The organism is Opitutia bacterium KCR 482, assembly GCA_029269845.2.
In the GTDB taxonomy this organism is placed as follows: Bacteria; Verrucomicrobiota; Verrucomicrobiia; order Opitutales; family Intestinicryptomonadaceae; genus Merdousia.
In genome coordinates, this window is record CP149973.1 from 355,655 (window position 1) to 379,437 (window position 23,783).

General features: G+C 56.6%; 18 protein-coding genes. 6 read left to right on the forward strand and 12 right to left on the reverse strand.

Translation table 11 applies throughout. The features are described from left to right. Positions 1-23: 23 nt before the first annotated feature. On the forward strand, positions 24-1,013 hold the full coding sequence (locus P3B99_001465) for a malate dehydrogenase (protein ID WYJ07797.1): 990 nt from the start codon (positions 24-26) through the stop codon (positions 1,011-1,013). A 167-nt stretch (positions 1,014-1,180) separates the two neighbouring features. Here the strand turns inward: P3B99_001465 and P3B99_001470 are convergent, their stop codons facing one another. The 7 genes from P3B99_001470 to P3B99_001500 form a co-directional block, all read right to left on the reverse strand. After that, the gene (locus tag P3B99_001470) at positions 1,181-2,368 is read right to left on the reverse strand and encodes a PEP-CTERM sorting domain-containing protein (protein ID WYJ07798.1); all 1,188 of its coding nucleotides are present in this window, start codon (positions 2,366-2,368) and stop codon (positions 1,181-1,183) included. Further along, complete coding sequence (locus P3B99_001475; GenBank protein WYJ07799.1) at positions 2,308-3,294, reverse strand: PEP-CTERM sorting domain-containing protein; 987 nt, start codon at positions 3,292-3,294, stop codon at positions 2,308-2,310. Before P3B99_001475 ends, P3B99_001470 begins: the two co-directional genes overlap by 61 nt. Positions 3,295-3,525: 231 nt before the next feature. After that, positions 3,526-4,452 carry a 4-hydroxythreonine-4-phosphate dehydrogenase PdxA gene (pdxA, locus tag P3B99_001480; GenBank protein WYJ07800.1) on the reverse strand — a complete coding sequence of 309 codons (927 nt, stop codon included), beginning with the start codon at positions 4,450-4,452 and terminating at the stop codon, positions 3,526-3,528. Positions 4,453-4,457: 5 nt separating this feature from the next. Beyond that, complete coding sequence (lpxA, locus tag P3B99_001485) at positions 4,458-5,252, reverse strand: acyl-ACP--UDP-N-acetylglucosamine O-acyltransferase (protein WYJ07801.1); 795 nt, start codon at positions 5,250-5,252, stop codon at positions 4,458-4,460. A gap of 1 nt (position 5,253) precedes the next feature. Then, positions 5,254-6,891 carry a hypothetical protein gene (locus P3B99_001490; protein WYJ07802.1) on the reverse strand — a complete coding sequence of 546 codons (1,638 nt, stop codon included), beginning with the start codon at positions 6,889-6,891 and terminating at the stop codon, positions 5,254-5,256. 77 nt (positions 6,892-6,968) lie between these two features. Next, positions 6,969-8,339 carry an MFS transporter gene (locus P3B99_001495; protein ID WYJ07803.1) on the reverse strand — a complete coding sequence of 457 codons (1,371 nt, stop codon included), beginning with the start codon at positions 8,337-8,339 and terminating at the stop codon, positions 6,969-6,971. 49 nt (positions 8,340-8,388) lie between these two features. Beyond that, positions 8,389-9,159 (reverse strand): inositol monophosphatase family protein, encoded by a 771-nt coding sequence (locus P3B99_001500; protein WYJ07804.1) that lies wholly within the window; start codon positions 9,157-9,159, stop codon positions 8,389-8,391. A 37-nt stretch (positions 9,160-9,196) separates the two neighbouring features. Between P3B99_001500 and P3B99_001505 the strand changes: the two genes are divergently transcribed. The 3 genes from P3B99_001505 to P3B99_001515 are packed head-to-tail and all read left to right on the forward strand — an operon-like array spanning position 9,197 to position 10,668. Next, the gene (locus P3B99_001505) at positions 9,197-9,844 is read left to right on the forward strand and encodes a 3'-5' exonuclease (protein ID WYJ07805.1); all 648 of its coding nucleotides are present in this window, start codon (positions 9,197-9,199) and stop codon (positions 9,842-9,844) included. A 1-nt stretch (position 9,845) separates the two neighbouring features. Then, positions 9,846-10,280, forward strand: a complete 435-nt coding sequence (locus P3B99_001510; protein WYJ07806.1) for a hypothetical protein — start codon at positions 9,846-9,848, stop codon at positions 10,278-10,280. A gap of 49 nt (positions 10,281-10,329) precedes the next feature. After that, the gene (locus tag P3B99_001515; GenBank protein WYJ07807.1) at positions 10,330-10,668 is read left to right on the forward strand and encodes a histidine triad nucleotide-binding protein; all 339 of its coding nucleotides are present in this window, start codon (positions 10,330-10,332) and stop codon (positions 10,666-10,668) included. A gap of 118 nt (positions 10,669-10,786) precedes the next feature. Here P3B99_001515 and P3B99_001520 read toward each other — a convergent pair whose 3' ends face one another. Beyond that, positions 10,787-12,577 carry a phosphoenolpyruvate carboxykinase (GTP) gene (locus tag P3B99_001520; protein ID WYJ07808.1) on the reverse strand — a complete coding sequence of 597 codons (1,791 nt, stop codon included), beginning with the start codon at positions 12,575-12,577 and terminating at the stop codon, positions 10,787-10,789. 334 nt (positions 12,578-12,911) lie between these two features. On the opposite strand from P3B99_001520, the gene P3B99_001525 reads away from it, so the two are divergent. Next, on the forward strand, positions 12,912-15,392 hold the full coding sequence (locus P3B99_001525) for an excinuclease ABC subunit UvrA (GenBank protein ID WYJ07809.1): 2,481 nt from the start codon (positions 12,912-12,914) through the stop codon (positions 15,390-15,392). A 237-nt stretch (positions 15,393-15,629) separates the two neighbouring features. Here the strand turns inward: P3B99_001525 and P3B99_001530 are convergent, their stop codons facing one another. Beyond that, on the reverse strand, positions 15,630-19,346 hold the full coding sequence (locus P3B99_001530) for a phosphoribosylformylglycinamidine synthase (GenBank protein ID WYJ07810.1): 3,717 nt from the start codon (positions 19,344-19,346) through the stop codon (positions 15,630-15,632). A 116-nt stretch (positions 19,347-19,462) separates the two neighbouring features. On the opposite strand from P3B99_001530, the gene P3B99_001535 reads away from it, so the two are divergent. Further along, a complete protein-coding gene (locus P3B99_001535) occupies positions 19,463-20,383 on the forward strand; it encodes a hypothetical protein (protein ID WYJ07811.1) in 921 nt (306 codons plus the stop codon). 131 nt (positions 20,384-20,514) lie between these two features. Here the strand turns inward: P3B99_001535 and clpX are convergent, their stop codons facing one another. The 3 genes from clpX to tig form a co-directional block, all read right to left on the reverse strand. Continuing rightward, positions 20,515-21,744, reverse strand: coding sequence for an ATP-dependent Clp protease ATP-binding subunit ClpX (clpX, locus tag P3B99_001540; protein ID WYJ07812.1), 1,230 nt, complete (start codon positions 21,742-21,744; stop codon positions 20,515-20,517). Between the two features lie 2 nt (positions 21,745-21,746). After that, positions 21,747-22,343, reverse strand: a complete 597-nt coding sequence (locus P3B99_001545; GenBank protein ID WYJ07813.1) for an ATP-dependent Clp protease proteolytic subunit — start codon at positions 22,341-22,343, stop codon at positions 21,747-21,749. 97 nt (positions 22,344-22,440) lie between these two features. After that, positions 22,441-23,745, reverse strand: a complete 1,305-nt coding sequence (gene tig, locus P3B99_001550; GenBank protein WYJ07814.1) for a trigger factor — start codon at positions 23,743-23,745, stop codon at positions 22,441-22,443. Between the last annotated feature and the right edge of the window lie 38 nt (positions 23,746-23,783).

Consider the following 23,783-nt stretch of genomic DNA (forward strand, 5'->3'; position numbering starts at 1 on the left):
CAAATTATTAGAGGATTATACGCATGATGAAAAAACCGATTAAAATTACCGTCACAGGCTCTACGGGGCACATAGGATACTCCCTTTTGTTCAAAATCGCAAACGGCGGAATGTTCGGGCCCGACCAGCCCGTCGATTTGATGATGCTCGGCGTCTACCCAGGGGCTGGCTCGATGCGCGTGGGGCTTGCCATGGAGCTTGAAGACTGCGCCTACCCCACCCTCAATTCGATGTCGTCAACGACCGACCTCGACGAGGGCTTTTCGGGCGCGAACTGGATTATCATGCTCGGCTGCGCCCCGCGCAAAAAGGGAATGGAACGCGCCGACCTCCTTGAAATGAACGGCAGAATGTTCATCGGGCAGGGACACAGCATTGCAAAAAACGCCGACGACGACGTGCGGATTCTCGTTGTCGGCAACCCGTGCAACACAAACGCATGGATTGCCATGAACAACGCCGAGGGCGTGCCCGCCGACAGGTGGTTCGCCCTCACGCGACTCGACGAAAACCGCGCAAAGGCGCAGCTTGCAAAAAAGGCCGGCGTGCATGTCGGCGACGTGAGCAACATGTGCGTTTGGGGCAACCATTCCAACACGCAGTTCCCGGACTTCTTCAACGCGAAAATCTGCGGCAAACCCGCAACCGAAGTTATCGCCGACAGACACTGGCTTGAAAACGACTTCGTGCACATCGTCCGAAACAGGGGCGCGGCGGTGATTGAGGAGCGCGGGGCGTCGAGCGCGGCGAGTGCGGCAAGCGCGATTGTCGATACCGTGCAGTCAATCATCAATCCCACGCCCGACGGCGATTTCCACAGCATAGGCGTCTGCTCCGACGGCTCGTACGGAACGCAAAAAGGGCTGATTACCTCAATGCCTATTCGCAGCGACGGCAAAAACGTGGAAATCGTGCAGGGGCTTGAAATCAACGATTTTTCGCGCAAGGCAATCGACGCGTCGGTGGCGGAACTCGCCGACGAAGCCGAAACATTCAAAAAGCTCGCATTCTAAAAGAATGCGAGCAGACGCAATAACGCGGCATACGGCATAAAAAAGCAGCAGCAACGCGTTTCACCCGCCTTGTACGCGCCGCACAGTTAAGCCCGACTTTCGGACTTGCAACACAAAAAAACGCTTCGGATTTCTCCGAAGCGTTTTTGCGTGCCGAATTTGCTTTTTTACTTGCGGCGGCGGTAAACTGCCAAGCCGAGCGCGATTGCCCCGAAAATCGCCGCCCATGTCGCGGGTTCGGGAATCGACGTCACAGTTGCGAAAATGTAATCTTTGCCGTCGATTGTCGTTTCGCCGATTTCAAAGTTCGAATAAGATTCGTTATTAACCGCGTTTCCGTCCTTGTCTACAAAAGAAAGAAGTTGGAATTTGCCATTCGCAACAAGGGTAATTGTTTTGGCGTCATTGTCGAATGAATCTACCAAAGATTTGATGAAATATATGGAGCCGTCCATGAGGTTTTCGCCAGTAAGCTTCACGATAGAGGTTGGGTATGAAGCAAAACCAGCACCACCCCATCCCTGCACAAACAAGGCAGCGTCATTCGTAATGTTGATTTGGAAAACCGCGGAATTGGGATTGCGAACGTCCCATATTATGCTCTGGTCTGCGCTCATATTGAGCTTGCATACATTCGAGACATAAACGCGCGTGTTGTTGAGAGCATACGCATTATGGAGGTTCATTTCAATGTTACCACGAACCACGCCGATTACGGGAAGTTTTATTGTACCCGCATAGCCCTTTTCAACGTTAAGAACTACATAGCCCGCTGTTGTGCCAGCGTCAGCGGAAGTGGCAAGACCTTTTGATGTAATCAGGCTTGCAGTGGAACCGCTCTTGAAGTTGAGAACAACATTGCCTTTTGTGCCGATTGAATATTTTGCGAACTGGAACATTGCGCCATCGCCGACATTAATTGTAGCGTCGCCCGTGGTATCGAAATCAACCGTCGCGTTATCGAACAAAAGCGCGGTAGTGTCTTGACTTTGTATTTCGGAAGCGGAGCCGCTGCCAGAAATTGTCCAGCCGTTTACGCCATTGAAGTCTGTATCGACTTCGGTAAACGCCGCAAAAGCGCAGCTTGCGGCGAAAAGAGAGAGTATTGTTGCTGTTTTTCTCATGATGGATTTTTGGGGTTGATAAAATATTAAAATGGAAAGGAAGTTTGAATAGTCAACAGAAAATTGTGAAAAAAAATCTCCCCCACCTATCGCAAGCCTCTGGGGCGCAAAAAAAAAGACGCCTCGGATACCCGTCCGAAGCGTCTTGAAAAACAACCTTCCGAATTGCACTATTTGCGGCGGCGGTAGACTGCCAAGCCCAGCGCGATTGCCCCGAAAATCGCCGCCCATGTCGCGGGTTCGGGAATCGACGTCATAGTCGCATAGGTGTATTTAACGCCGTCGATTGTCTTTTCGCCGATTTCAAAATTTGCGTAGGAGTCGCCGTTAACCGCATTGCCGTCCTTGTCTACAAACGAGACTGTGTGCAGGTTTTCAACGCCGTTGTTCATGCCCTTCAATGTGATGGTCTTGGCGTCGTTGTCGAAGCTTGCAACCATGGAGCTTACAAAGTAAATGTAGCCGTCCATGAGGTCGTCGCCCATGAGCATCACGGACGAACCCGACGCATAGTTAATTGCGTAATCGCCCCCAACTACAAAGAGCGACGCGCCGTCGGTAATATTCAGGCCTAAAATGCCTTTATCCTTGGAATTGCGGACGTCCCACCTAATGCTCTGGTCGGCGCTCATGCTGACTGTTGTCTGTTTGCTAACGAACATACGCGTCTGATTGAGTGCGTATGCGCTGTGCAGGTTCATAGTGAGCTTGGCGAAAGTCTGACCGCCATTGTAGGCGCAGCCAAAAACGGGAACGCTCAATTTTCCGAGGTAGCCTTTTTCGACGTTGACTGTCAAATTGCCGCCGATATTGCCGCCGTCGTAGGAGGTCGCAATGCCTTTGCTTGCGGTAAGGCTGGCGTTCGAGCCGCTCTTGAAATTGAGGACTACATCGCCCTTAATGCCGATTGAATATTTTGCGTACTGGAACGCAGCACCGCTGCCGACCTTGATTTCCAAGCCGTCTGTCGAATCGAAATCGATTGTGGCGTTGTCGAGCAAAAGCGCGGTTGTGTTCTGCGCTCCGAGTTCGGAAGCCGAGCCGCTGCCAGAAATTGTCCAGCCGTTTACGCCATTGAAGTCGGTTTCGGTTTCGGTGAATGCCGCAAAAGCGCAGCTTGCGGCAAAAAGAGAGACTATTGTTGCTGTTTTTCTCATGGATGGTTTATTGTTTAGTATAATGAAAAAATGAAGAAGGAGTTTGTAATGTCAATAGAATAAAGCGCGAATTTTAATTTTCCTTCGCCCCTGCCCTACCATTGCGCGCGCAAAAAAAGGCGCTTCGAATTTCTCCGAAGCGTTTTTGCGTGCCGAATTTGCTTTTTTACTTGCGGCGGCGGTAAACTGCCAAGCCGAGCGCGATTGCCCCGAAAATCGCCGCCCGCGCCCCTACTTTTCCGAAAGTTTGAACGCAAGCTCGACCGCCGCCCCGAAGCTCGAAGCCGACGCTATCGACTTGCCAGCAATCGAAAACCCCGTGCCGTGGTCGGGGCTTGTGCGCACCCATTTCAGGTTCATTGAGACGTTTACTGCTTTGTCGAACTCCAAGGCTTTCAGCGGAGCAAGCCCCTGGTCGTGGTACATGGACACAATGCAGTCGAACTCGCCTTTTAGCGCGCGCTCGAAGACGGTATCGGGAGGGAGCGCAACCGACAAATTCGGGTATTTTTCCGAGCGGAGCCTGTCGAGCGCGGGATTGATTACGCGGATTTCCTCTACGCCCAGAATGCCGCCCTCGCCCGCGTGCGGGTTGAGTCCGCAAACGGCAATGCGGGGGTGTTCGATTCCGCGCACTTTACGCGCAAGCGAGCACGCCGCCCCGACCGCGCGGGAGATTTTTTTCGCGTCGAGCGAGTCGGGCACGTCTCGCAGAGGTTCGTGCCAAGTTGCGAGCGCAAGCAGAAGTTTTTCGCCCGCGAACGCCATTACGGGAGTTCCGCCCCAGCGCGACGCAAAAAATTCCGTCTGCCCCGCGAAGTCGAAGCCCACTTTGCGCATTTCGAATTTCGAAATCGGGGCAGTCGCAACCGCCCTGTAAAGCCCGTCGGCGCAGCCTTTCGCCGCCGCTTCGAGAGACTCGAACGCGACCATCGCGCCCTCCGCGCAGGGTTCGCCCGCAACGGCTTCGAACTCAGGCGAGCCTACGGCGCGTTTCGAAACGGTATCGGGCAGCGTTTCGAGAAATTTTGCGTGCGCAATAACCTCCGTCTTCCGCGCCAAATCGGGGTTTTCCACAGCCCACTTGCGGATTATTTCCGCGCCGACCCCCGACGGGTCGCCGATTGTGATTGCAAGTTTTTTTTCGGAAAAATCCATAATTTTTACTTCTCCCTGCCCGTGAACGGCGAGAGGTAATGGCGGCCTTCCGCCGCAAAGAAGTTCAGGAAGTTTTCGCCCGCGGGGGTTTTCGCCGCGCCCGATTCAATCAGCGCAAGGGCGTTTTTGCGGGCGGAGGGGTTGGCGTAGACGCCCGCGTAGAGCGACTTCACCTCCGCGATTTCCGCGCGGGGCATTTTGCGGCGCGTCATGCCGATTAGGTTCAGCCCGCTCAGCCTGTTGCGCGAGTGCGCAATCGTGTACGGGGGAATATCCATCGACGACGCCGAGTTTCCGCTTACAATCACGCCGTCGCCTATTCTCACGCGCTGGTGAATCATTACGCCGCCGCTTACGAAAACGTCTTTGCCCACGTGAACGTGCCCCGCGAGGGCGGAGAAGCAGCCCGCGATGTAATTGTCGCCAACAACGCAGTCGTGCCCGACGTGCGACGACGCCATCATGAGGGCGCATTTGCCGATTTTCGTCGCCGATTCCGCGAAGGTCGCCCTGTGCACCGTCGCGCTTTCGCGTATGACGGAGCCTGCGCCGATTTCGACGTAGGACGGCACGGAGCTGTCGAAATGCAGGTCCTGCGGTTCGCCGCCGACTACCGCAAACGAGCCTATCTTGCAGTTTTCCGCGATTCTCGCCCAGCCGCAGACCCGCGCGTGCGGCTCTATCACGCAGCCGTCGCCTATTTGCGCGCCGCCCTCTATTATTGCGTACGCGCCCACTACGACATTTTCGCCGAGCAGGACGTTTTCTCCCAAAATTGCCGTGGGGTGTATTGTGCTCATATTAGTCCTCGTTTTCCGCCTCTATCAAGAGCTTTCGCCTGTATCCTCTGACGTGCCCGATTTTTATTGTGGCGGTGAAAAGAATGCCGAAAAGCGTCGAGGCGTACGCCGCCATGAGGCTCGCCGTGACGATGCCCATCGTAAGCAGCACCAGCGAAACCACCGTGCCCGCCAAGCCGATGTACAGGCCGAGGTCGAAAAGGTTGTCCTCGTTTTCGAGCAGTTTGAGTTTGAGTTTTGCTGGCGCGACCGTCCGCTTGATTGCCGCAAGGCGAATCAGGCTGACGAGATAGACTGTGAACTGCATGACAAAAAACAGTCCCACCGCCGCCAATGTTGCCGAATCAGATTCGAATTTCATAGTCTCCTCTCCGATTGTGTTTACTACTTTTTCAAATGCAAATTTTAATTCGGGCGCGGGCGTATTTTCCGCGCTCTCGATTTTTATTTTGAACGCGTCGGGCTCGAACGCCAAAAATACGAAAAGCGACACCATTGCGCCCTCCAAAAGTCCGCGTCCGAGCGCGAGCGTCGAGCGCCACGACGGCGTGTCGCGGCGGCGAGAGAATATCCGCACAGCCCCCCTCACCGCCATATATCCGCCTATTATGCTCAGGAAAATTTTTAGCGAAAGCAGCGCAGCTCCGTGCCGCGCCGCAACGCCGCCCAGAAATTCGCGTATCGGCGACAGCGCGGGCGAGAAAATCTTCGCCGCGTACGAATCGCGGTAAATGGGTTTGTCGGCGGACAGCAGGAATTTCGCCGCGCCCTCGCCGTGCATGTAGGCAAAGGCGAAGTCGCGCCTGCGGTCGGGGTCGGAAAGATATTTAATGCTGTCGGCAACTCCGCAGCCCGAAATCGCCGCCGCCGCAAGCAGTTTGAAATCGTCGGGAGAGTCTCCGCAGAGCTTGGCGAAATCGTAGACTTCGCCGATTTCCGAAAACCTCGCGAAAATCGAGCGCAGCAAAACCCAGTCGCACTTTTTCGAAAGCACCAAGACGCCGAGGCAGTATTTTTCAAGGCGTTCCTTTTCGGCAGTGTCGGTCTGCGAGGCGTTGAGGGTTGCCGAAAAGCTTTTGAGGAAGTCGGGCGGAAAGTCCCCCGACTGCGCAAGGAGAGCCGTCGTAAGCAAGGCGGCGTCGAGGGGCGCGCCAGCCGAGCCGAATACGGGCGGCAGCAGCGCGCTCGTCATGCCGCGCAACGCGAGAATCCTTTTAACGAACTCCGACTGCGTTTCCGAGAGAAACTCCAAGAGTTTCGCCCTGTTTTCGCCGAGCGAAAGTATGCCGTAGACCGCCGTGCCCCCGCCGTATTTCGACGCGTCTATTGTCGAAAGGAACGCCGAAAAATACGGAGCGTCGCCGCCGGCAATGCGCCACGACGGGTGCTTTTTGTATGCCTCCGAAACGTCTTTCGAAATCGCGTCTCCCTCCGCCGCGGCGTCCGCCAAAACAACCGCCGCCGAGATTTTCGACGAATCGAGGTACAGCCGCGCCAAATCGACGGGCGTCGGCGTTCCCTTTCCCGCCGCGACCACTGCGGACTTGTCAACCGAAGTGAAGTACGCGGGTATGCCCGCCGCCGCGGACAAGACCGCGAGCCCGACAAGGAGTCTCATGAAGTTGGCGAATATCCGCATATAAAAATTCCCCCGCAATATTTGCAATACCGCCGATTTAGGCGTCGGACGCCCGCGAAGTCAAGTATATTCCCGACTCAGGTATGCTTGCTGTTGGACGACTGCAACGCGTTCGCGATTTCGGGCATGACAATCCCCTTCTTTGCGTAGATTGCCCGCACGCACGAGCGTATTTGCGGTCGGAAGTACTCGAACACGAGCCCGCCCGCAATGCACAGCACGCCGCTTGCGAACACCACGGCCGACATCGGCATCTGCTTCGCAAGCCAGCCCTGAACAAGGCTTCCGACGGGCGGCACTCCGAAAAACACCATCGAATATATGCTCATTATGCGCCCGCGCTTTTCCTCGTCCACAAGAGCCTGCAACATTGTGTTGCTCGACGCGGCTATTGAAATCATCGAAAAGCCTATGCAAAAGCAGAGCGCGCACACCACGGGAACTATCCGCACAAACGAAACCAAAATCAGCGACGTCCCGAAAAGTAGGCTCGCGACAATCACGACGCGCCCAAGCCCGTAGACGCTCTTTCGCGCCGCCAAGTAGAGAGCCGCGCATAAAGTCCCCGCGCCGATGAAGCTCATGAGAGTGCCGAGAAGTTCGCTGTTGCCGCCAAGCTCTCCCTTTGCGAAGGCGGGCAGAAGCAGCTGGAACGGATAGCCGCAAAAGCACACAACCCCCAAGAGCAACACAAGCGCGCGAATCGGGAATGTCCCTATCGCGTATTCCATGCCCTCGCGGACGTCGGCGAGGGCGCGCTTCGCCGAAAACGTCGATTTCACATGCGGGGTTTTGATAATCAGGAGCGAAAACAGAATCGCCAAATACGACAGCGAATTTACCAGAAAGCAGACGCCCTCCCCGACCGCCGCGACCATCACGCCGCCGATTGCCGGCCCCAAAAAGCGCATTCCGTTTATGACCGCCGAATTCATGGCAATCGCGTTGCTTAAATCCTCCTTGGGCACGAGAAAAACGTAGAACGACTGCCTTGCGGGCGCGTCGAAGCTAATCACGACGCCCTGAAACAGGCACAGCGCGAAAATCATCGGCATCGTGATTACGCCCGTGAGCGTCAGCACCGCGAGCGTCGCGCTGTGGAGCATCATCGCCGCCTGCGTGGAGAAGATAATCCAACGTCTGTCGAACCTGTCGCTCACCACTCCCGTAAAGGGCGTCAGGAACAGCGTCGGAATCTGCGACAAAAACACCGCAAGCGACAGCATGAAAACCGAATGCGTCATGGAAAACACGAGCCAGCCCATCGCCAGCTGCTGAATCCACGAGCCGTTCATCGACACGCCCAAGCCCAGAAAATATATCAGAAATTTCCTGTGCCTTAGCGATTTGAACACGCCCAAAACCGCCTTCGGATTCGCGGGCACGAGAACCCCCAAATGAAGCCAGTCGAACAGTCGCGTCGTTTTTTTGAATTTCGTTTCCGGCATTTATATTTGTTAACGGAAAATTCCGCCGTGACGAAACGCAATGCACGCCCTATTTTTGCGGATTGAGGGTTTTCAGAACCGCCGCGTGCATCTCGGCGTTGCATGTGGCGACAAGCCCGTTCGGACCGATGTTTCCGCCGCCGTTCCAGTCGGAATACACCGCGCCGCAGCCGCGCAGGGCGGGCAGGATTGCGGTCAAGTCCCAGACTTCGAGAATGGGGTCGCACATGGCGTGGGCAAGCCCGCGGCAGAGGAGCATGTATCCGTAGCAGTCGCCCCAAGTGCGCGAGATTGCGGCCTCGCGTTCGAGAGCCTCCCAGCCCTCCGCCGAGTGCAGCCAGCGGCATTCGCGCGAGTCCGACGTAAGCAGGGTTATCCCCTTTGTGTCGGTCTTTTTGGAGGGCGCGGTTTGGACTCCGTTGAAAAGGCATGTTTTGCAGTCGCCCACGATTCTCTCCTTCAAAATCGGCTGGTTGACAACCCCAAGCACCGGCTCGCCCTGAAACCTAAGCCCGATGAGCGTCCCGAAAAGCGGCACGCCCGAAATGAAGGATTTTGTGCCGTCGATTGGGTCAATCACCCACTGGAATTCCGCTTCGGCGTTCTCGTTGCCGTACTCCTCGCCGATTATTCCGTGCGAGGGAAATTTTTTCTGGATTGCCTCGCGAATCATTATTTCGGTGTTTTTATCGACCTCCGTCACGGGGGAGTCGTCCTTTTTCAAATCGACGTGGATTTTGCGCCCGAAATTCTTTGCTATGTATTCTCCGCTTTTGTCGGCGAGTTCGTTAATAAAAATCTTGAAACTTTCCGTATCCATGCCCCTAATGTTCGCAAACAGTGCACATTTTCGCAAGATGAAAAACATAAATATTCCGATATTGGCAATCGACTTCGAGGGTTCGCGCAGAATCGGGGTCGTTGAATACGGCGTTGCGAAAATCGAAAACGGCGCGGTCTCGGAACTGCGCACGGGCATTTGCGCCCCGAAGACGAAAATCCCCCAGCGCGACGCCGAATTTTTCGGCATCGACAACGAAGAGGCGTTCAAACACCCGCCGTTTTCGGAGAGTGTCGCGGAGTTTTGCGAAATGCGCAAGACGGGAATTTTCGCCGCGCACAACGCGTCGGTCGAAGACGGGCTTCTGCGCGACGCCGCCCCCGCGCCGGCAATCGTGCCCGACTTCGCGTTCGGAGGAATGCGCGCGTCGTGGTCGCCGTGGATAGACTCCTGCGCGCTGCTTAAAAAGATTTTCCCCACCCTCGACTCCGCAAAGCTTTCCTCGGCGATAGACGCATTCGGGCTGAAAGGAGAGCTTGACGCCCTCGCCGAAAAATTCTGCCCTCCCTCCCGCAAAAAATGGCACTGCGCCCCCTACGACGCCCTCGCCTGCGCCCTGCTCATAATAGGGCTTTGCAGAATGGACGGCTTCGAAAACGCGACGGTAGAATGGCTGGCGAAGCACTCCGCCGCCCCGCGCGACACAACCGCAAGTCTTTTCTGAAATGGCGAAAAATTCAAAGCTGAGATTTCTAAACGCAATGCTCGCCGCAGGCTCGCCGTTTGCAAACGACATCTGCGCCGGCGCCGCCTGCGGCATCGACATGGCGATCGCGCGGGGCGAGGCCGACATACCCCTCGAAACTTTCGCAAAAAGAATCCTCAGGCTCTACGACCCCGACGCGCATGTCGAGGTGCTCGACTTCGAAAACTCGCACTTCGACCCGCTCTTTGCCGTAGCCGCCGTGGCCGACGCCGCCAAGCGACTTTCGGGCTATCGGCGCGGGATTCTCGTTGTGTCGTCGCTCGAACGCGCGGGAGTGCCGTCGAAGGGCAAAATGACGCCCGCGCGGAAGTCGGCTTTTGCCGAAAACATGGAGACCGTCGAAAACTATCTCATGCGCTACGAGCTGCCGAATGTCGAAATTATTTTCGTCTGACGGAAAATTCCGTTTGCATTGTCGGCGGCGGGGGTCTATCTTTTGCCGCATGAAAACCCTATTCGAAAAAATCATAGACGGCGAGATTCCCGCGAAATTCGTTTACCGCGACGACGTGTGCGCGGCGATAAACGACATCAACCCGCAGGCTCCCGTCCACGTTCTTCTGTTTCCGGCAAAGCCGATTGAAAGGCTCGCAAAGGCGGAGGAATCCGACGCGCCGATTCTCGCGCACCTCATGCTCAAAGTACCCGAAATCGCAAAAAAATGCGGGCTTGACGACGGATTCAGAGTGGTTATCAACAACGGGCTTTTGGCGGGCGAAACCGTCCCGCACCTGCACATTCACATTTTGGGCGGACGCCCCCTCCACTGGCCGCCCTGCTGAGCCGTTCCCGCGGCGGGCAACGCCGCGCAGCTTCGCCCCCGCAATACGTAATTCCGTTTTGCGGGGCGCAAAAAAAAGGACAACCTTTCGGTTGTCCTTTTTTTGATATTCCCCGATATTAGGAGAGTCTTTCGAGCAGCGCTTCGCGTTCGACTTTGAGCGAGTGCGGGAGCAGTTCGAAGAGCTCTTCGGAGAGCGGCTGGGCCGAAACCGTGGCGGGGTCGTAGGTCATCAGCTCCTTGAACGTGTCCTTCGAGTATTCCATGCCGTCCCAGTCGAGGTCGTCGTATTCGGGAACGAAGCCGATAGCCGTTTCCTTTGCCTTCGCTTCGCCGTTCTGGCGGTTGACAATCCACGCGAGGACGCGGGCGTTTGCGCCGAATCCGGGCCACATGAAGTTGCCTTCCGCGTCGCGGCGGAACCAGTTGACGTGGTAGAAGCGCGGGGTCTTTTCGAGGTTCTTGCCCATCTTGACGAGGTGGCCGAGGTAGTTTGCCATGTTGTAGCCCGCAAAGGGGAGCATAGCCATCGGGTCGGAACGGAGTTCGCCCTGTTTGCCTTCTGCGGCAGCCGTGCGTTCGGAGCCCATCATTGCGCCGAGGTATACGCCGTGCGTCCAGTTGAAGGATTCGAATACCAGCGGAATGCCCTTCGGGCGGCGTCCGCCGATGACGATTGCCGAAATCGGAACGCCTTCAAGCTTGTCTGCGTTTTCGTCGAGGCAGGGGCAGTTGGCGATGGGAGCCGCAAAACGGCTGTTCGGGTGCGCCGCGGGAGTGCCGCTTTCGGGCGTCCAGTCGTTTCCGTGCCAGTCGATGAGGTGCGCCGGAGGTTCTTTTGTCATGCCTTCCCACCAAACGTCGCCGTCGTCCGTGAGGGCTACGTTCGTGAAGATTGTGTTCTTCGAGCACGAGAGCATCGCGTTCGGGTTCGTCTTCATGCTGGTGCCCGGAGCAACGCCGAAGAAGCCGTTTTCGGGGTTGATGGCATAAAGCTTGCCGTCGGGGCCGGGTTTAATCCAGGCGATGTCGTCGCCGACGCAGGTAATTTGCCAGCCCTTTTTCTGCAAGGCTTCGGGAGCGATGAGCATTGCGAAGTTCGTCTTGCCGCAAGCCGACGGGAACGCGCCCGTTACATAGCTCTTGCGACCCTTCGGGTCTTTCACGCCGAGAATGAGCATGTGTTCAGCCATCCAGCCTTCGTCGCGACCCATTACCGAAGCGATACGGAGCGAGAAGCACTTTTTGCCGAGCAGCGCGTTGCCGCCGTATCCCGAACCGATGCTGATGATTTCGCGCGTTTCGGGGAAGTGTGTAATGTATGTGCTTTCGGGGTTGCACGGCCAAATAACGTCGTCTTCGGGCGAGTTAATGGGTTTGCCAACCGAGTGTACGCAGGGAATGAATCTGCCGTCCGCGCCGAGAACGTCGAGAACTTTGGGCGAAACGCGCGCCATGATGCGCATGCTGACCACAACGTAGGGCGAGTCGGTAATTTCGACGCCGATCTGCGAGATGGGTCCGCCGATGGGACCCATGCTGAACGGGATAACGTACATCGTACGGCCCTTCATGCAGCCCTTGAAAAGTTCGTTGAGTTTTTCCTTCATTTCGACGGGGTCCATCCAGTTGTTGGTCGGGCCTGCGTCCGCTTTCGTCTTCGAGCAGATGAAGGTGCGCGCTTCTACGCGCGCAACGTCGCGCGGGTCGGAGCGGAAGTAGTAGCAACCGGGGCGTTTTTCCTGGTTGAGCTTTGTGCACGCGCCCTTGGCAATCATCTGATTGAAGAGCTCGTCTGCTTCAGCCTGCGAACCGTCGCACCACTGCACCTTGTCGGGAGTCGTATGGGCTGCCCATTTTTCAACCCAAGCGACGAGAGCTTTGTTTTTTACTGTTTTCGGATCTATCATTTTGTTTGTTTCTCCAGTTAGTTATTTGGAAATTTTGTCTGAGGTAAAACTTCCCATAAAAATCATTGTTTGTTTTATGAAACAAAAAATTCTCTTCAATCTTTTTTTCAAAATTTATGCAAAAAAAGTTCCGCTTTCCCGCAAAACATACATTTTTGTGCAAAACGGGTCGATTTACCCCAAGCCCGAGCTTTCGTTTTCGGCGTACCCCCCCCGGAAATTTATCCGCAAACCCTCCCCTTTTTTGCGTCCGACAAATATTTCTTGAAAACGCGCGGCGGCAGGCGGTATTTTTTTCCGAAAATCCGAAAACAGACAAAGCGCATTCACAGACATGGCGGACAAAATCGAAATCAGGGGCGCGCGCGTCCACAACCTCAAAAATATTAATGTAGACATTCCGCTCGGCAAGCTTGTCGGGATAGCGGGAGTGTCGGGTTCGGGAAAGTCGTCGCTTGCGCTCGGCGTGTTGTACGCGGAGGGCTCGCGGCGGTATCTCGACTCGCTCTCGACATACACGCGCAGGCGAATGACGCAGGCCGCCGCCGCGCAGGTGGACGAAGTTCTCTACGTTCCCGCCGCCCTCGCGCTCAGGCAGAGACCAGCGGCGGCGGGCATTCGCAGCACTTTCGGCACGGGGACGGAGCTGCTGAACGTGCTGCGCCTGATGTTTTCGAGGCTCGCAAGCCACAGGTGTCCGAACGGGCACTACCTGCCGCCGACGCTTGCGGTCGCCGCCGAAAAAGAGCTTGTGTGCCCCGTTTGCGGAGCGCGGTTCTACGCGCCGTCGGCGGAGGATTTGGCGTTCAACGGCAGGGGCGCGTGCCGCAAATGCGACGGCACGGGCTTTGTGAGAACCGTAGACAGGTCAACACTCGTGCCCGACGAGTCGCTGACAATCGACGGCGGGGCGGTCGCGCCGTGGAATTCGCTGATGTGGTCGCTCATGACCGACGTCTGCCGCGCGATGGGCGTGCGCACCGACGTTCCATTCCGCGAGCTTACGCAAAAGGAGCGCGAAATCGTCTTCGACGGGCCTCCCGAAAAAAAGCATATTTTCTACAAGGCAAAAAGCTCCAATCAGGCGGGCGAGCTTGATTTTACCTACTACAACGCGGTCTACACGGTCGAAAACGCCCTCGCGAAAGTGAAGGACGAAAAGGGCTTCAAGCGCGTCGAGAAATTCCTCAAAACCGAAGTCTGCCCCGACTGCGGCGGAACTCGGCTTTCCGACGCCGCGCGCGCGCCGAAAATCGGGGGATTGTCGTTAGACGCCGTATGCAAAATGCCGCTTGCGGAGTCGCTCGAATGGGTCGCCGCCGTGCCGAAGTCGCTGGCAGCCGAAATGCGCCCCATGGCGGAAAGCATTTGCGGCGCGTACAAAAACACGGCAAAACGCCTCTCCGACTTGGGGCTTGGATACCTCGAACTCGACCGCGCCGCCGCCACGCTCTCCACGGGCGAACGCCAGCGAATGTACCTTGCCCGCGCCGTCCGCAACCGCACCACGGGCATTCTCTACGTTCTGGACGAGCCGTCGATAGGGCTGCACCCCGCGAATCTCGACGGCTTGAAGGGCGTCGTGCGCGACCTCATCGCCGACGGAAACTCCGTCGTGCTCGTAGACCACGACACCAAGATTTTGGCGGAGTCCGACTGGCTGATAGAAATGGGCCCCGACGCGGGCGCGAAAGGCGGGAGGGTCGTGGCGCAGGGAAGCGTCGCCGACATCGAAAAAAATCCCGATTCGAAAATCGGCAAATTCCTTTCGGGAAAGACCGCCGTGCCGCCGCGCAAACGCGCCGCCAAAGGCGAAGTTTTCGGCATCGGAAAAATCCGCATGGAGACTTCGGCAATCCACACGGTCAAGCCGCTTTCAGTCGAAATTCCCAAAGGCAGGCTGACGGCGATTACGGGCGTTTCGGGTTCGGGGAAAACCACGCTCGTTTTGGAATGCCTCGCCCCCGCGCTCGAAGCGAACGCCAAGGGCAAGCCCCTGCCGCCGCACGTCAAGCGGCTCGACGCGTGCGGAATCGGGAGCGTCAAGCTAATCGACGCATCTCCCATCGGCGTGAACGTGCGCTCGACCGTCGCGACCTACGCGAATGTCCACGACGACCTCAGAAAAATCTTCGCAAAAACCGCCGACGCAAAACGGCTCGGATACACCGCAAGCGACTTCTCGTACAACACGGGCAAACTGCGCTGCCCCACATGCGACGGCACGGGCGAAATTTCGCTCGACGTCCAGTTCCTGCCCGACGTTGACATTCCCTGCCCCGACTGCCGCGGCTCGCGCTACGCCCGCGCGGCGAACGCCGTCAAATGCGCCTGCAAAAACAAGAGCGCCGAGTACTCCCTGCCCGAAATCATGGACATGACCGTAAACGACGCAATCGACGCCTGCTCCGACATGAAGCCCGTCCGCCAGAAGTTGGAGACCCTGCGCGAAATCGGGCTTGGATACCTCACACTCGGCGAGGCAACCCCCGGGCTTTCGGGCGGCGAGGCGCAGCGACTAAAACTCGCGGAGGAAATCGACAAACGGCAGTCGGACGCCATCTTCGTTTTCGACGAGCCCACAATCGGGCTTCACCCGCTCGACGTGCAGACGCTGCTGGGAGTCTTCCAAAAGCTCGTCGAAAACGGCGCGACGGTCGTCGTAATTGAGCACGACCTCGACGTCATAAAAAACGCCGACTACATAATAGACATGGGCCCAGACGGCGGCAAGGCTGGCGGCGAAATCGTCGCCTGCGGCACGCCCGACGACGTAAAGAAATCTCCGCGCAGCCGCACCGCAAAATTTCTGTAAACCGCGCCAAGACACAGCCGCAAGCCGACGCCGGCAGTCATCGCCCAAACGACGCAAAAAAACGCCGCGCGGTGTCGGGATAAAATCCTCCCGACCGCCAAATCACGCCCCCCGCAAAGCCCTCCGAAAAACCGCGCAATCCCTCCAAGATACGGTTGCCGCAATTTCGCAAACCGCAAGCGCGGGCGCAAAAAAAGCGGCGTCCGATTTCCCGAACGCCGCAATTTTCAACGGGTGTTATTTGAAGTACTTCACGCCCGCGCCGAATATCGGCTGGACTTTGTTGCCGACAATGTTTTTGCCGACGTTTTCGCCGAAACGCTCGGTGTGCCCCATCTTGCCGAACACGAGTCCGTCGGGGCTTGTGATGCCCTCGATTGCGTGCAGAGAGCCGTTCGGGTTGAACGGAATCGACGCGCTCGGATTTCCGCTTTCGTCGACATACTGCGTTGCGATTTGCCCGTTGCGCGCAAGGGATTCAACCACCGACTGCGGGGCTATGAATTTGCCCTCGCCGTGCGAGACGGGAATCATGTATTCGTCGCCTACGTTGCAGTCGGCAAGCCACGGCGAGAGCGTGCTTGCCACGCGCGTGCGGACATAGCAGCTGACGTGTCTGCCGATGTTGTTGTATGTGAGCGTGGGGCTGTCGGGCTTCAATTCGCGGACTTCGCCGAAAGGCACAAGACCCAGCTTGATGAGAGCCTGAAAACCGTTGCAAATGCCCAAAATCAAGCCCTTGCGGTCTTTCAGCAGGCGCATAACTGCGTCGGTAAGCGCGGGGTTGCGGAAGACTGCGGCGATGAATTTGCCCGAACCCGCAGGTTCGTCGCCCGCGCTGAATCCGCCCGGAATCATGAGAATTTGCGATTCGTCGATGAGCTTTTTCATCTCGGCAATCGAGAACGCCACGTCCGCGTCGGTCATGTTGCGGAACACGAAAGTTTTTGCGACAGCCCCCGCGCGTTCGAACGCCCGCGCGGTGTCGTATTCGCAGTTCGTTCCGGGGAAGACGGGAATGAACACCTGCGGCTTGGCGCACTTCGACGGCGCAAGGGCGACGTTCTTGTTCGCGAACGAGGGTTTGAGGATTTCCCCGTTTTGAGAGTCCGCCGCAAGCGTCGGGAAGGTGCCTTCAAGCGGCGCGTTCCACGCCTTTTTAAGCTCGGAAATTTCGATTGCCGCCGAGCCGATTTTGATTTCGGGGCGCGATATTGTTTTTCCCACGATTTTCGCGCCGTCGAGCGTCGCGCCGTCGGCAAGTTCCACGAGCATTGCGCCGTAGTCGAGATCGAACGCGTCGCAGTCGGCGTCGAACTCGAAGCCGATTTCGTTGCCGAACGACATCTTTGCGACAGCCTCCGCAAGTCCGCCGAAACGCAGTGTGTGCGCGGCGAGAATTTTCCCCGCCTTGACCGCTTCGTAGACCGCCGCGTATTTTTTCTTGGCGTCGTCCCAGTCGGGCGTGAGGTCGGCGCGTTTTGCGACCTCCAAGAGCGCGACGCGCGAACCCGCCTTTTTAAATTCGGGCGAAAGCGCGTTGCGGACATCGCACGGGCACATAGCAAAGCTTACCAAAGTCGGGGGAACGTCGATGTCGTTGAACGAACCCGACATCGAGTCCTTGCCGCCGATTGCCGCCGACCCCAGCTCCATCTGCGCTTCGAACGCGCCGAGCAACGCCGCAAGCGGTTTGCCCCAGCGCGTCGGATTGTCGCGCAGTTTTTCGAAATATTCCTGAAAAGTGAAGCGTATGCGCGATATGTCTCCGCCCGCCGCCGCGATTTTCGCGACGCTTTCGAGCACTGCGTACTGCGCCCCGTGGAACGGACTCCACTTCGAGATGTTCGGGTTGAAGCCGAAAGAGAACAGCGTGCCCGTGTTTGTGTCGCCTTTGAGAAGCGGAATTTTGGAGCACATCGCCTCCGGCTGCGTTGCGAGTTTCGCGCCGCCGTAGGGGTGCAGAACCGCGCTCGCGCCAATCGAAGAGTCGAAGCGTTCAACAAGCCCGCGCTGCGAGCAGCAGTTGAGCGACGAAAGCATTTCGAGCCACGCGGATTTGTCGGAGGCGCGTTTTTTGTTCGGCGCAAAAGGCGTGTTTTCCGAGGGTTCGGTAATTTCCGCGCGAGCCACCGCGACCGTGCCGTTTGTGTCGAGGAAGTCGCGCCGCAGGTTTACGACGGCGTCGCCCTTCCACTTCATCACGAGTCTGCCGCTGTCGGTGACGTTCGCAACGTGCGTACATTCGAGGTTTTCCTCCGCCGCGTATTCCCTGAATTTTTCGGCGTCCGCGGGCGAAACCACAACCGCCATGCGCTCCTGCGATTCGGAAATGGCAAGCTCGGTGCCGTCGAGTCCGCGGTATTTTTTGGGAACGGCGTCGAGGTTGATTTCGAGCGACGGCGCAAGCTCTCCTATCGCCACCGACACGCCGCCCGCGCCGAAGTCGTTGCAGCGTTTGATGAGCAGGCTCGCCTTGGGATTGCGGAAGAGCCTCTGCAATTTGCGTTCCATCGGGGCGTCGCCCTTCTGGACTTCCGCGGAGTTTTCGAGAGCCTTTTCGGTGTGGTCTTTCGACGAACCCGTCGCGCCGCCGATGCCGTCGCGCCCCGTGCGCCCGCCGACAAGCAGAATTACGTCGCCCTTTTCGGGAGTGCCGCGGTATACCATGTCGCGGGGGGCGGCGGCTACGACCGCGCCGATTTCCATGCGTTTTGCGACGTATCCTTCGTCGTAAATTTCAACAACCTGCCCCGTCGCAAGCCCTATTTGGTTGCCGTAGCTGCTGTATCCGTTAGCCGCGCCCGTTACGATTTTCTTTTGCGGAAGCTTGCCCGCGAGCGTTTTTTCGAACGGCGTGCGGGGGTCTCCCGCGCCCGTAATGCGCATTGCCTGATAGACGTAGCTTCTGCCCGAAAGGGGGTCTCGGATTGCGCCGCCGAGACATGTAGCCGCGCCGCCGAAAGGTTCGATTTCCGTCGGGTGGTTGTGCGTTTCGTTCTTGAACATCACAAGCCACTCCTGCTTTTGCCCGTCTACGTCGACTTCGACGACGATGCTTGCGGCGTTGATTTCCTCGCTTTCTTCAAGGTTGGCAAGCTTGCCCGCCTTGCGGAGAGCGCGCATTCCGATGAGGGCAACGTCCATGAGGCAGACGTGTTTGCCGCGCTCGGCGAGTTTGAGCTCGGCGCGGATTGAAAGGTATTTTTGCCAAGCCGCCTCTATCGGCTTTGCGAATTTTCCGCCGTCGATTTTTACGTCTTCGAGGTGCGTAAGGAATGTCGTGTGGCGGCAGTGGTCGCTCCAATAGGTGTCGAGCACTTTGATTTCGGTAATGGAGGGGTCGCGCTTTTCGGTTTTTGCGAAGTAGTCGCGGCAGAACGCGAGGTCTTTTACCGACATCGCAAGCGACATCTTTTTGTGGAGCGCGGCGATTTCCTCGTCGGACATCGAAACAAAGCCCGCTATTCGCGCGACGCTCGACGGAATCTTCGCCGCCTTTACGAGAGTGTCGGGCTTTTCGAGGGACGCCTCGCGGCTGTCCACCGCGTTTATGAGGTATTTTTTAATACGCGCGACGTCGTTTTCCGACAGACCCTTTCCGAAGACGTAGACTCGGGCGCACGCGACTGTCGGGCGGGTTTTCGCCACAATCTGCACGCACTGTTCCGCCGAGTCTGCGCGCTGGTCGAACTGCCCTGGGAGGTATTCGACGGCGAAGACCGTGTCGCCGTCCGCCGTCGGGAACGTTTCCTCGTAGATATTTTCCACGGGGGCTTCGCAGAAAATCAGGTTTTTGACGGACTCGAACTGCGCGTCGTCAACGCCCTCTATATCGTAGCGTTGGAGCACGCGCGCTGGGGGAATTTCCATGTTAAGGTTGCCCTTCAAATCGTTGAGGAGCGCGGTTGACGAGTGTCCGTTTTTTTCTTCTACAAAAACTCTGCGAATCATTCAAAACAGTTTCGCGAAATCTTGCCCTTTCGCAATTCTTTTCTTGAAAAAAATAAAAATTCGAACGCCGCGCAAAAAAACTTTTACAAGCGGGAGAATTATGGTAGATTCGACGAATGTTGAAAAAATGCGCAATTATAACCGCATGCGCCGCAGCAATGCTCTGCGCCGCGCACGCAAGAATAACGTCTTTCGGAGAACCCGCAAAATACGGGCTTTCCCCCTCGCCCGAAAATTGGTACGACGTAAACCCCTACACTTGGGACGTTTTCACGACTTTCGACGGCGACAAAATCATGGGCGCTGGCACCGAACGCTACACAATGCTCGGCGCGGAATGCTACTCGACGGGAGTCATTGAGGGCAGAAAAGTGGGCGACTTCACTGCGGTTGCCTCCCTCGTAGACAGGGGCGCGTTCTTCGGCGGCGACGGATACCTCGACCTCTACTACTTCGCGCCCGTTGACGCCAACAAATACGCACAGCAAATCAATTTCTTCGGCGGATGGAAGTACAACCTCAACCAGTACCTCGACATCGACATCGGCGGCAACATGATTTATTCCACAAAGCGCGTCGTAGGCCCCGGTCTTGTGGTGGAGGGCATGGGCGGCGAAACCCTGCGCGGCGATATCTACATAGGCTTTACCACAAACAAGCTCTACGTTGCGCCTTTCGTCTTTGCGGGCTACGACCCGACCTACGACGAGCTTCGCCTCACGGCGGGCTTTGCGCCGAGCGTAGACCTCGAACCAATCACGGGAATCCGCGGTCTTGCAATAGAAAGTAAGGCGATTTTCGGATACGTCAGGGCGCAGCGTTTTTCGGGCAGCGAAATAGTCGGCGGCGGCTATTGGCGGACTGAATACAGCTACATTCAGACGGAGGCAAACCTCGTCTACACCTACAAGCACCTGCGCACGTTTGCGGGGGTCGGCTGGGCTATCCACGACGACGGCAAATACGCCCCCAACGGCGCGTATTTAGGCTCGGACAACAACGTTTGGGTAGGCGGCGGCATCGGCTGGATTTTCTAATCCGCCCTCCCCGCGCCTCCCGCTTCTGTCGGGAAAAACCGCGCCGCTTCAAGCGGCGAAAAGCACGCCAATTTTGGGCAACAAAAAACCGCGCCGTTTCGGGCGCGGTTTTGCGTTTTGCGCGTTTCGAATTATTCGAAAGTCTTTTTCACGGTTTCCGCGTCAACCACGACTTTCTTTTTGGAGGAATCGTCGGGCAGTTCGTACATTACGTTTAGCATTATGCTTTCCATAATGGAGCGCAGGGCGCGCGCGCCCGTGCCGAAGTCCATCGCCTTTTGCGCGACCGCTTCGACCGCGTCGGCTGTAAATTCGAGCTTCACGCCGTCGAGCGAAAGCAGCTTGGAATACTGGCGCACGAGCGAGTTTTTCGTCTCGGTGAGAATGTGAACCAAGTCGTCTTTCGTAAGTTCGTTGAGCGTGCAGACAACGGGAAGTCTGCCGATAAACTCCGGAATGAAGCCGAACGACACCAAGTCTTCGGGCTGAACCTTGTCTTTAAAAGACTTCTTTTTGCCGTCGGCCTCCGACGCTTCGCCGCTTTCGTTGAAGCCCATGACCTTTTCGTCGGCGCGTCGGGCGATGATTTTGTCCAAGCCCACGAACGCCCCGCCGCAGATGAAAAGTATGTTGCGGGTGTTTACCCTGATATACTCTTGGTCGGGGTGTTTTCTTCCGCCCTTCGGGGGAATGTTGCAGACCGTGCCTTCGAGTATTTTAAGGAGCGCCTGTTGGACGCCCTCGCCGCCGACGTCGCGCGTAATGGAAACGTTTTCCATTTTGCGGCAGATTTTGTCGATTTCGTCGATGTACACGATTCCGCATTCCGCGCGGGACACGTCGAAATCCGCCGCCCGCAGGAGGTTGAGGACTATGTTTTCGACGTCTTCGCCAACGTAGCCCGCCTCGGTTACATTTGTTGCGTCGCCGATTGCGAACGGCACGTTTAGCATTTTTGCGAGCGTGCGCGCCAAATACGTTTTGCCGCTGCCCGTAGGCCCTATGAGCAGCACATTGCTCTTTTCGATTTCCACGTCCGCGAAATCGCCGTCGGCTTTCTCTTTGAGGATTTCCGATTTCAGGCGTTTGTAGTGGTTGTACACCGCAACGCTCAAAACCTTTTTCGCCTCGTCCTGCCCCACAACGTATTTGTCAAGCTCGGACTTCATTTCGGAGGGCTTGCGCACCTGAAAGTCGAGCGATTCCGCCATGTCTTTGCGCTTCGACTTGGCGTCTCGCAGGGCTATCGCGTTGTGGAGAACCTCGACGCACTGCGGGCAAATTGTCGCGCCGTTCGCGCCGGGGACAAGCTCGCCCACGACGTCAATCGGACGCCCGCAAAAACTGCATTTGTCTTTCATTACTACGCGTCGCGCTTTCTCTCGATTACCTTGTCGACGATGCCGTAAGCAACCGCCTCTTCGGCGGTCATGAAGAAGTCGCGGTCCGAGTCTTTTTCGATTTGCTCGACCGATTTCCCCGTGTCTTTCGAGAGGATTTCGTTAATTTTTTTGCGCCAGCGCAGAATTTCGTTCGCGGCGATTGAAATGTCGCGCGACTGCCCCGTCGCGCCGCCGTAGGGCTGGTGAATCATCACGCGCGAGTTGGGCAGCGAGTACCGTTTGCCCTTTGTACCCGCCGCAAGAAGAATCGTCGCCATGCTCGCCGCCTGACCGACGCAGTAAGTCACCACGTCGCAGTGGAGGAACTTCATGGTGTCGTAAATCGCCATGCCCGCCGTTAGCGAGCCTCCGGGGCTGTTGATGTAGATGTGAATGTCCTTCTTTGCGTCCTCCATTTGGAGAAAGAGCAACTGGGCGATTACGGCATTGGCAACGCCGTCGGTGATAGGCGTGCCGATGAACACGATTCTGTCTTTCAGAAGGCGCGAATAGACGTCCCACGAACGCTCGGTTCTGCCGTCGCGTTCGAAAACCGTAGGTATATAATATTCTCCCATGTTTCCTTTGATGTGAAGTTTTAAATCGGCAAACGCGACTCCCCGTTAAACGGGAAAATCGCGTTTGGCAAAAAAGCGGGCGTTGTCGAACGCCAAATTACGCTTTAATCGAAACTTCCGCCTTGTCGGCGATGAAGTTGATGGCCTTTTGCAGAAGCGCGTCGGAGCGCAGGCGGTTTGCGCGCGCCCTGTCCTTCTGAATCTGCTTGATGAGGTCTTCGGGCTTTGTGTGCGTGCGCATGGATTCCTGCCAGAGCATGCGGCTCATGTCCTCGTTGTCGATTTTAAGGTCGTTTGCCTTTGCGACGCGGTTGAGGAAAATGCGCATTTTAGCCCTGCCTTCGGCTTCCTTGCCAGCGTTGTCGAAGAGGGATTCCTTGTTCTTTTCGATGTCTTCGCGAGAGGCGCCCTGCGAGAGCAGGCGCATCATCATTTCTTCGAGAATTGAGTGGCGTTCGTCTTCGACCGCGCTTTCGGGAAGCTTGAAATCGGTCTTTTCCATCAGCTGTTCGACGGCGAACTGGCGTTTGAGGATTTCGTTGTTCGACTTCTTTTCGTTCTCGATGCTTTCCTTAATCTTTTCGCGGAATTTTTCCTCGGAGTCCACGTCGAAAGACTTGAAGAATTCGGCGTCGAGCTTGGGCATTTCCTTTTCGCGAATGTCGAAGATTTCGACTTCGTACTGCGCGGTCTTGCCCGCGATTTTGTCGTTCTTGACGTCCTTCGGGAACTCGTGCGAGAGCGTTTTCTTTTCGCCCTTCTTCATGCCGACAATGCCCTGGACAACGCCCTGAATTCCGGGGGCTTCCTTGTTGCCCGCTTCCTCCCAAGTCGATTTCTGATCGGCGTAGAGGGGCATTTCGGGGGCGAGTTCGTTTACCGACACGCCGTCGATTTTGCCCGCGTAGGAGAGGCGCACAAAGTCGCCCGCCTTGATTTCGCGGTCGACTTCGTTGTATTTCGCGCGCTGGTTGAGGTGGAATTTTACGGCGTTTTCGATTTCCTCGTCGGTGGCGTCGGTCTTTTCAAGCTCGACTTTCGTCGCGAGCGATTCGGGAAGCTTTACTTCGGGATAGATGTCGGCGGTAAATTCGAGCTGGAAGCCGCCGTCTTTTTCCTCGTTTTTGAGATCGACGACAGCGTATACGTCGAATTCCTTGATGTCGTTGAGCGCGTCGATTGCCTTGCCCGTGAGGGAGCGTTCGAGCTGCTCCTTGATGTCTTTGGCGTAGAGTTTTACGACCATGTTGACGGGAGCTTTTCCGGGGCGGAAGCCGGGGATTTTCGCGCTCTTTACAAAGTCCTTTACGACTTTATCGTTTTCTTCGGCGACCTGTTTTGCGTCGAACGAGAACGTAATCTTTTTGCGTGTATCGTTGATATTTTCTATATTTGTATTCATAATTATAAAATCCGTTTGGCGCAGCTGAAAGCGCGTTT

What these genes read in the sequence shown, in the direction of transcription:
- P3B99_001515 (WYJ07807.1), top strand. Translation starts at nt 10,330, where the DNA reads ATGAAAACCCTATTCGAAAAAATCATAGACGGCGAGATTCCCGCGAAA.
- P3B99_001535 (WYJ07811.1), top strand. Translation starts at nt 19,463, where the DNA reads ATGTTGAAAAAATGCGCAATTATAACCGCATGCGCCGCAGCAATGCTC.
- pdxA (WYJ07800.1), bottom strand. Translation starts at nt 4,452, where the DNA reads ATGGATTTTTCCGAAAAAAAACTTGCAATCACAATCGGCGACCCGTCG.
- P3B99_001470 (WYJ07798.1), bottom strand. Translation starts at nt 2,368, where the DNA reads ATGGGCGGCGATTTTCGGGGCAATCGCGCTGGGCTTGGCAGTCTACCG.
- lpxA (WYJ07801.1), bottom strand. Translation starts at nt 5,252, where the DNA reads ATGAGCACAATACACCCCACGGCAATTTTGGGAGAAAACGTCCTGCTC.
- P3B99_001525 (WYJ07809.1), top strand. Translation starts at nt 12,912, where the DNA reads ATGGCGGACAAAATCGAAATCAGGGGCGCGCGCGTCCACAACCTCAAA.
- tig (WYJ07814.1), bottom strand. Translation starts at nt 23,745, where the DNA reads ATGAATACAAATATAGAAAATATCAACGATACACGCAAAAAGATTACG.
- P3B99_001475 (WYJ07799.1), bottom strand. Translation starts at nt 3,294, where the DNA reads ATGAGAAAAACAGCAACAATAGTCTCTCTTTTTGCCGCAAGCTGCGCT.
- P3B99_001505 (WYJ07805.1), top strand. Translation starts at nt 9,197, where the DNA reads ATGAAAAACATAAATATTCCGATATTGGCAATCGACTTCGAGGGTTCG.
- P3B99_001545 (WYJ07813.1), bottom strand. Translation starts at nt 22,343, where the DNA reads ATGGGAGAATATTATATACCTACGGTTTTCGAACGCGACGGCAGAACC.
- P3B99_001510 (WYJ07806.1), top strand. Translation starts at nt 9,846, where the DNA reads ATGGCGAAAAATTCAAAGCTGAGATTTCTAAACGCAATGCTCGCCGCA.
- P3B99_001465 (WYJ07797.1), top strand. Translation starts at nt 24, where the DNA reads ATGATGAAAAAACCGATTAAAATTACCGTCACAGGCTCTACGGGGCAC.
- P3B99_001490 (WYJ07802.1), bottom strand. Translation starts at nt 6,891, where the DNA reads ATGCGGATATTCGCCAACTTCATGAGACTCCTTGTCGGGCTCGCGGTC.
- P3B99_001500 (WYJ07804.1), bottom strand. Translation starts at nt 9,159, where the DNA reads ATGGATACGGAAAGTTTCAAGATTTTTATTAACGAACTCGCCGACAAA.
- P3B99_001495 (WYJ07803.1), bottom strand. Translation starts at nt 8,339, where the DNA reads ATGCCGGAAACGAAATTCAAAAAAACGACGCGACTGTTCGACTGGCTT.
- P3B99_001530 (WYJ07810.1), bottom strand. Translation starts at nt 19,346, where the DNA reads ATGATTCGCAGAGTTTTTGTAGAAGAAAAAAACGGACACTCGTCAACC.
- P3B99_001520 (WYJ07808.1), bottom strand. Translation starts at nt 12,577, where the DNA reads ATGATAGATCCGAAAACAGTAAAAAACAAAGCTCTCGTCGCTTGGGTT.
- clpX (WYJ07812.1), bottom strand. Translation starts at nt 21,744, where the DNA reads ATGAAAGACAAATGCAGTTTTTGCGGGCGTCCGATTGACGTCGTGGGC.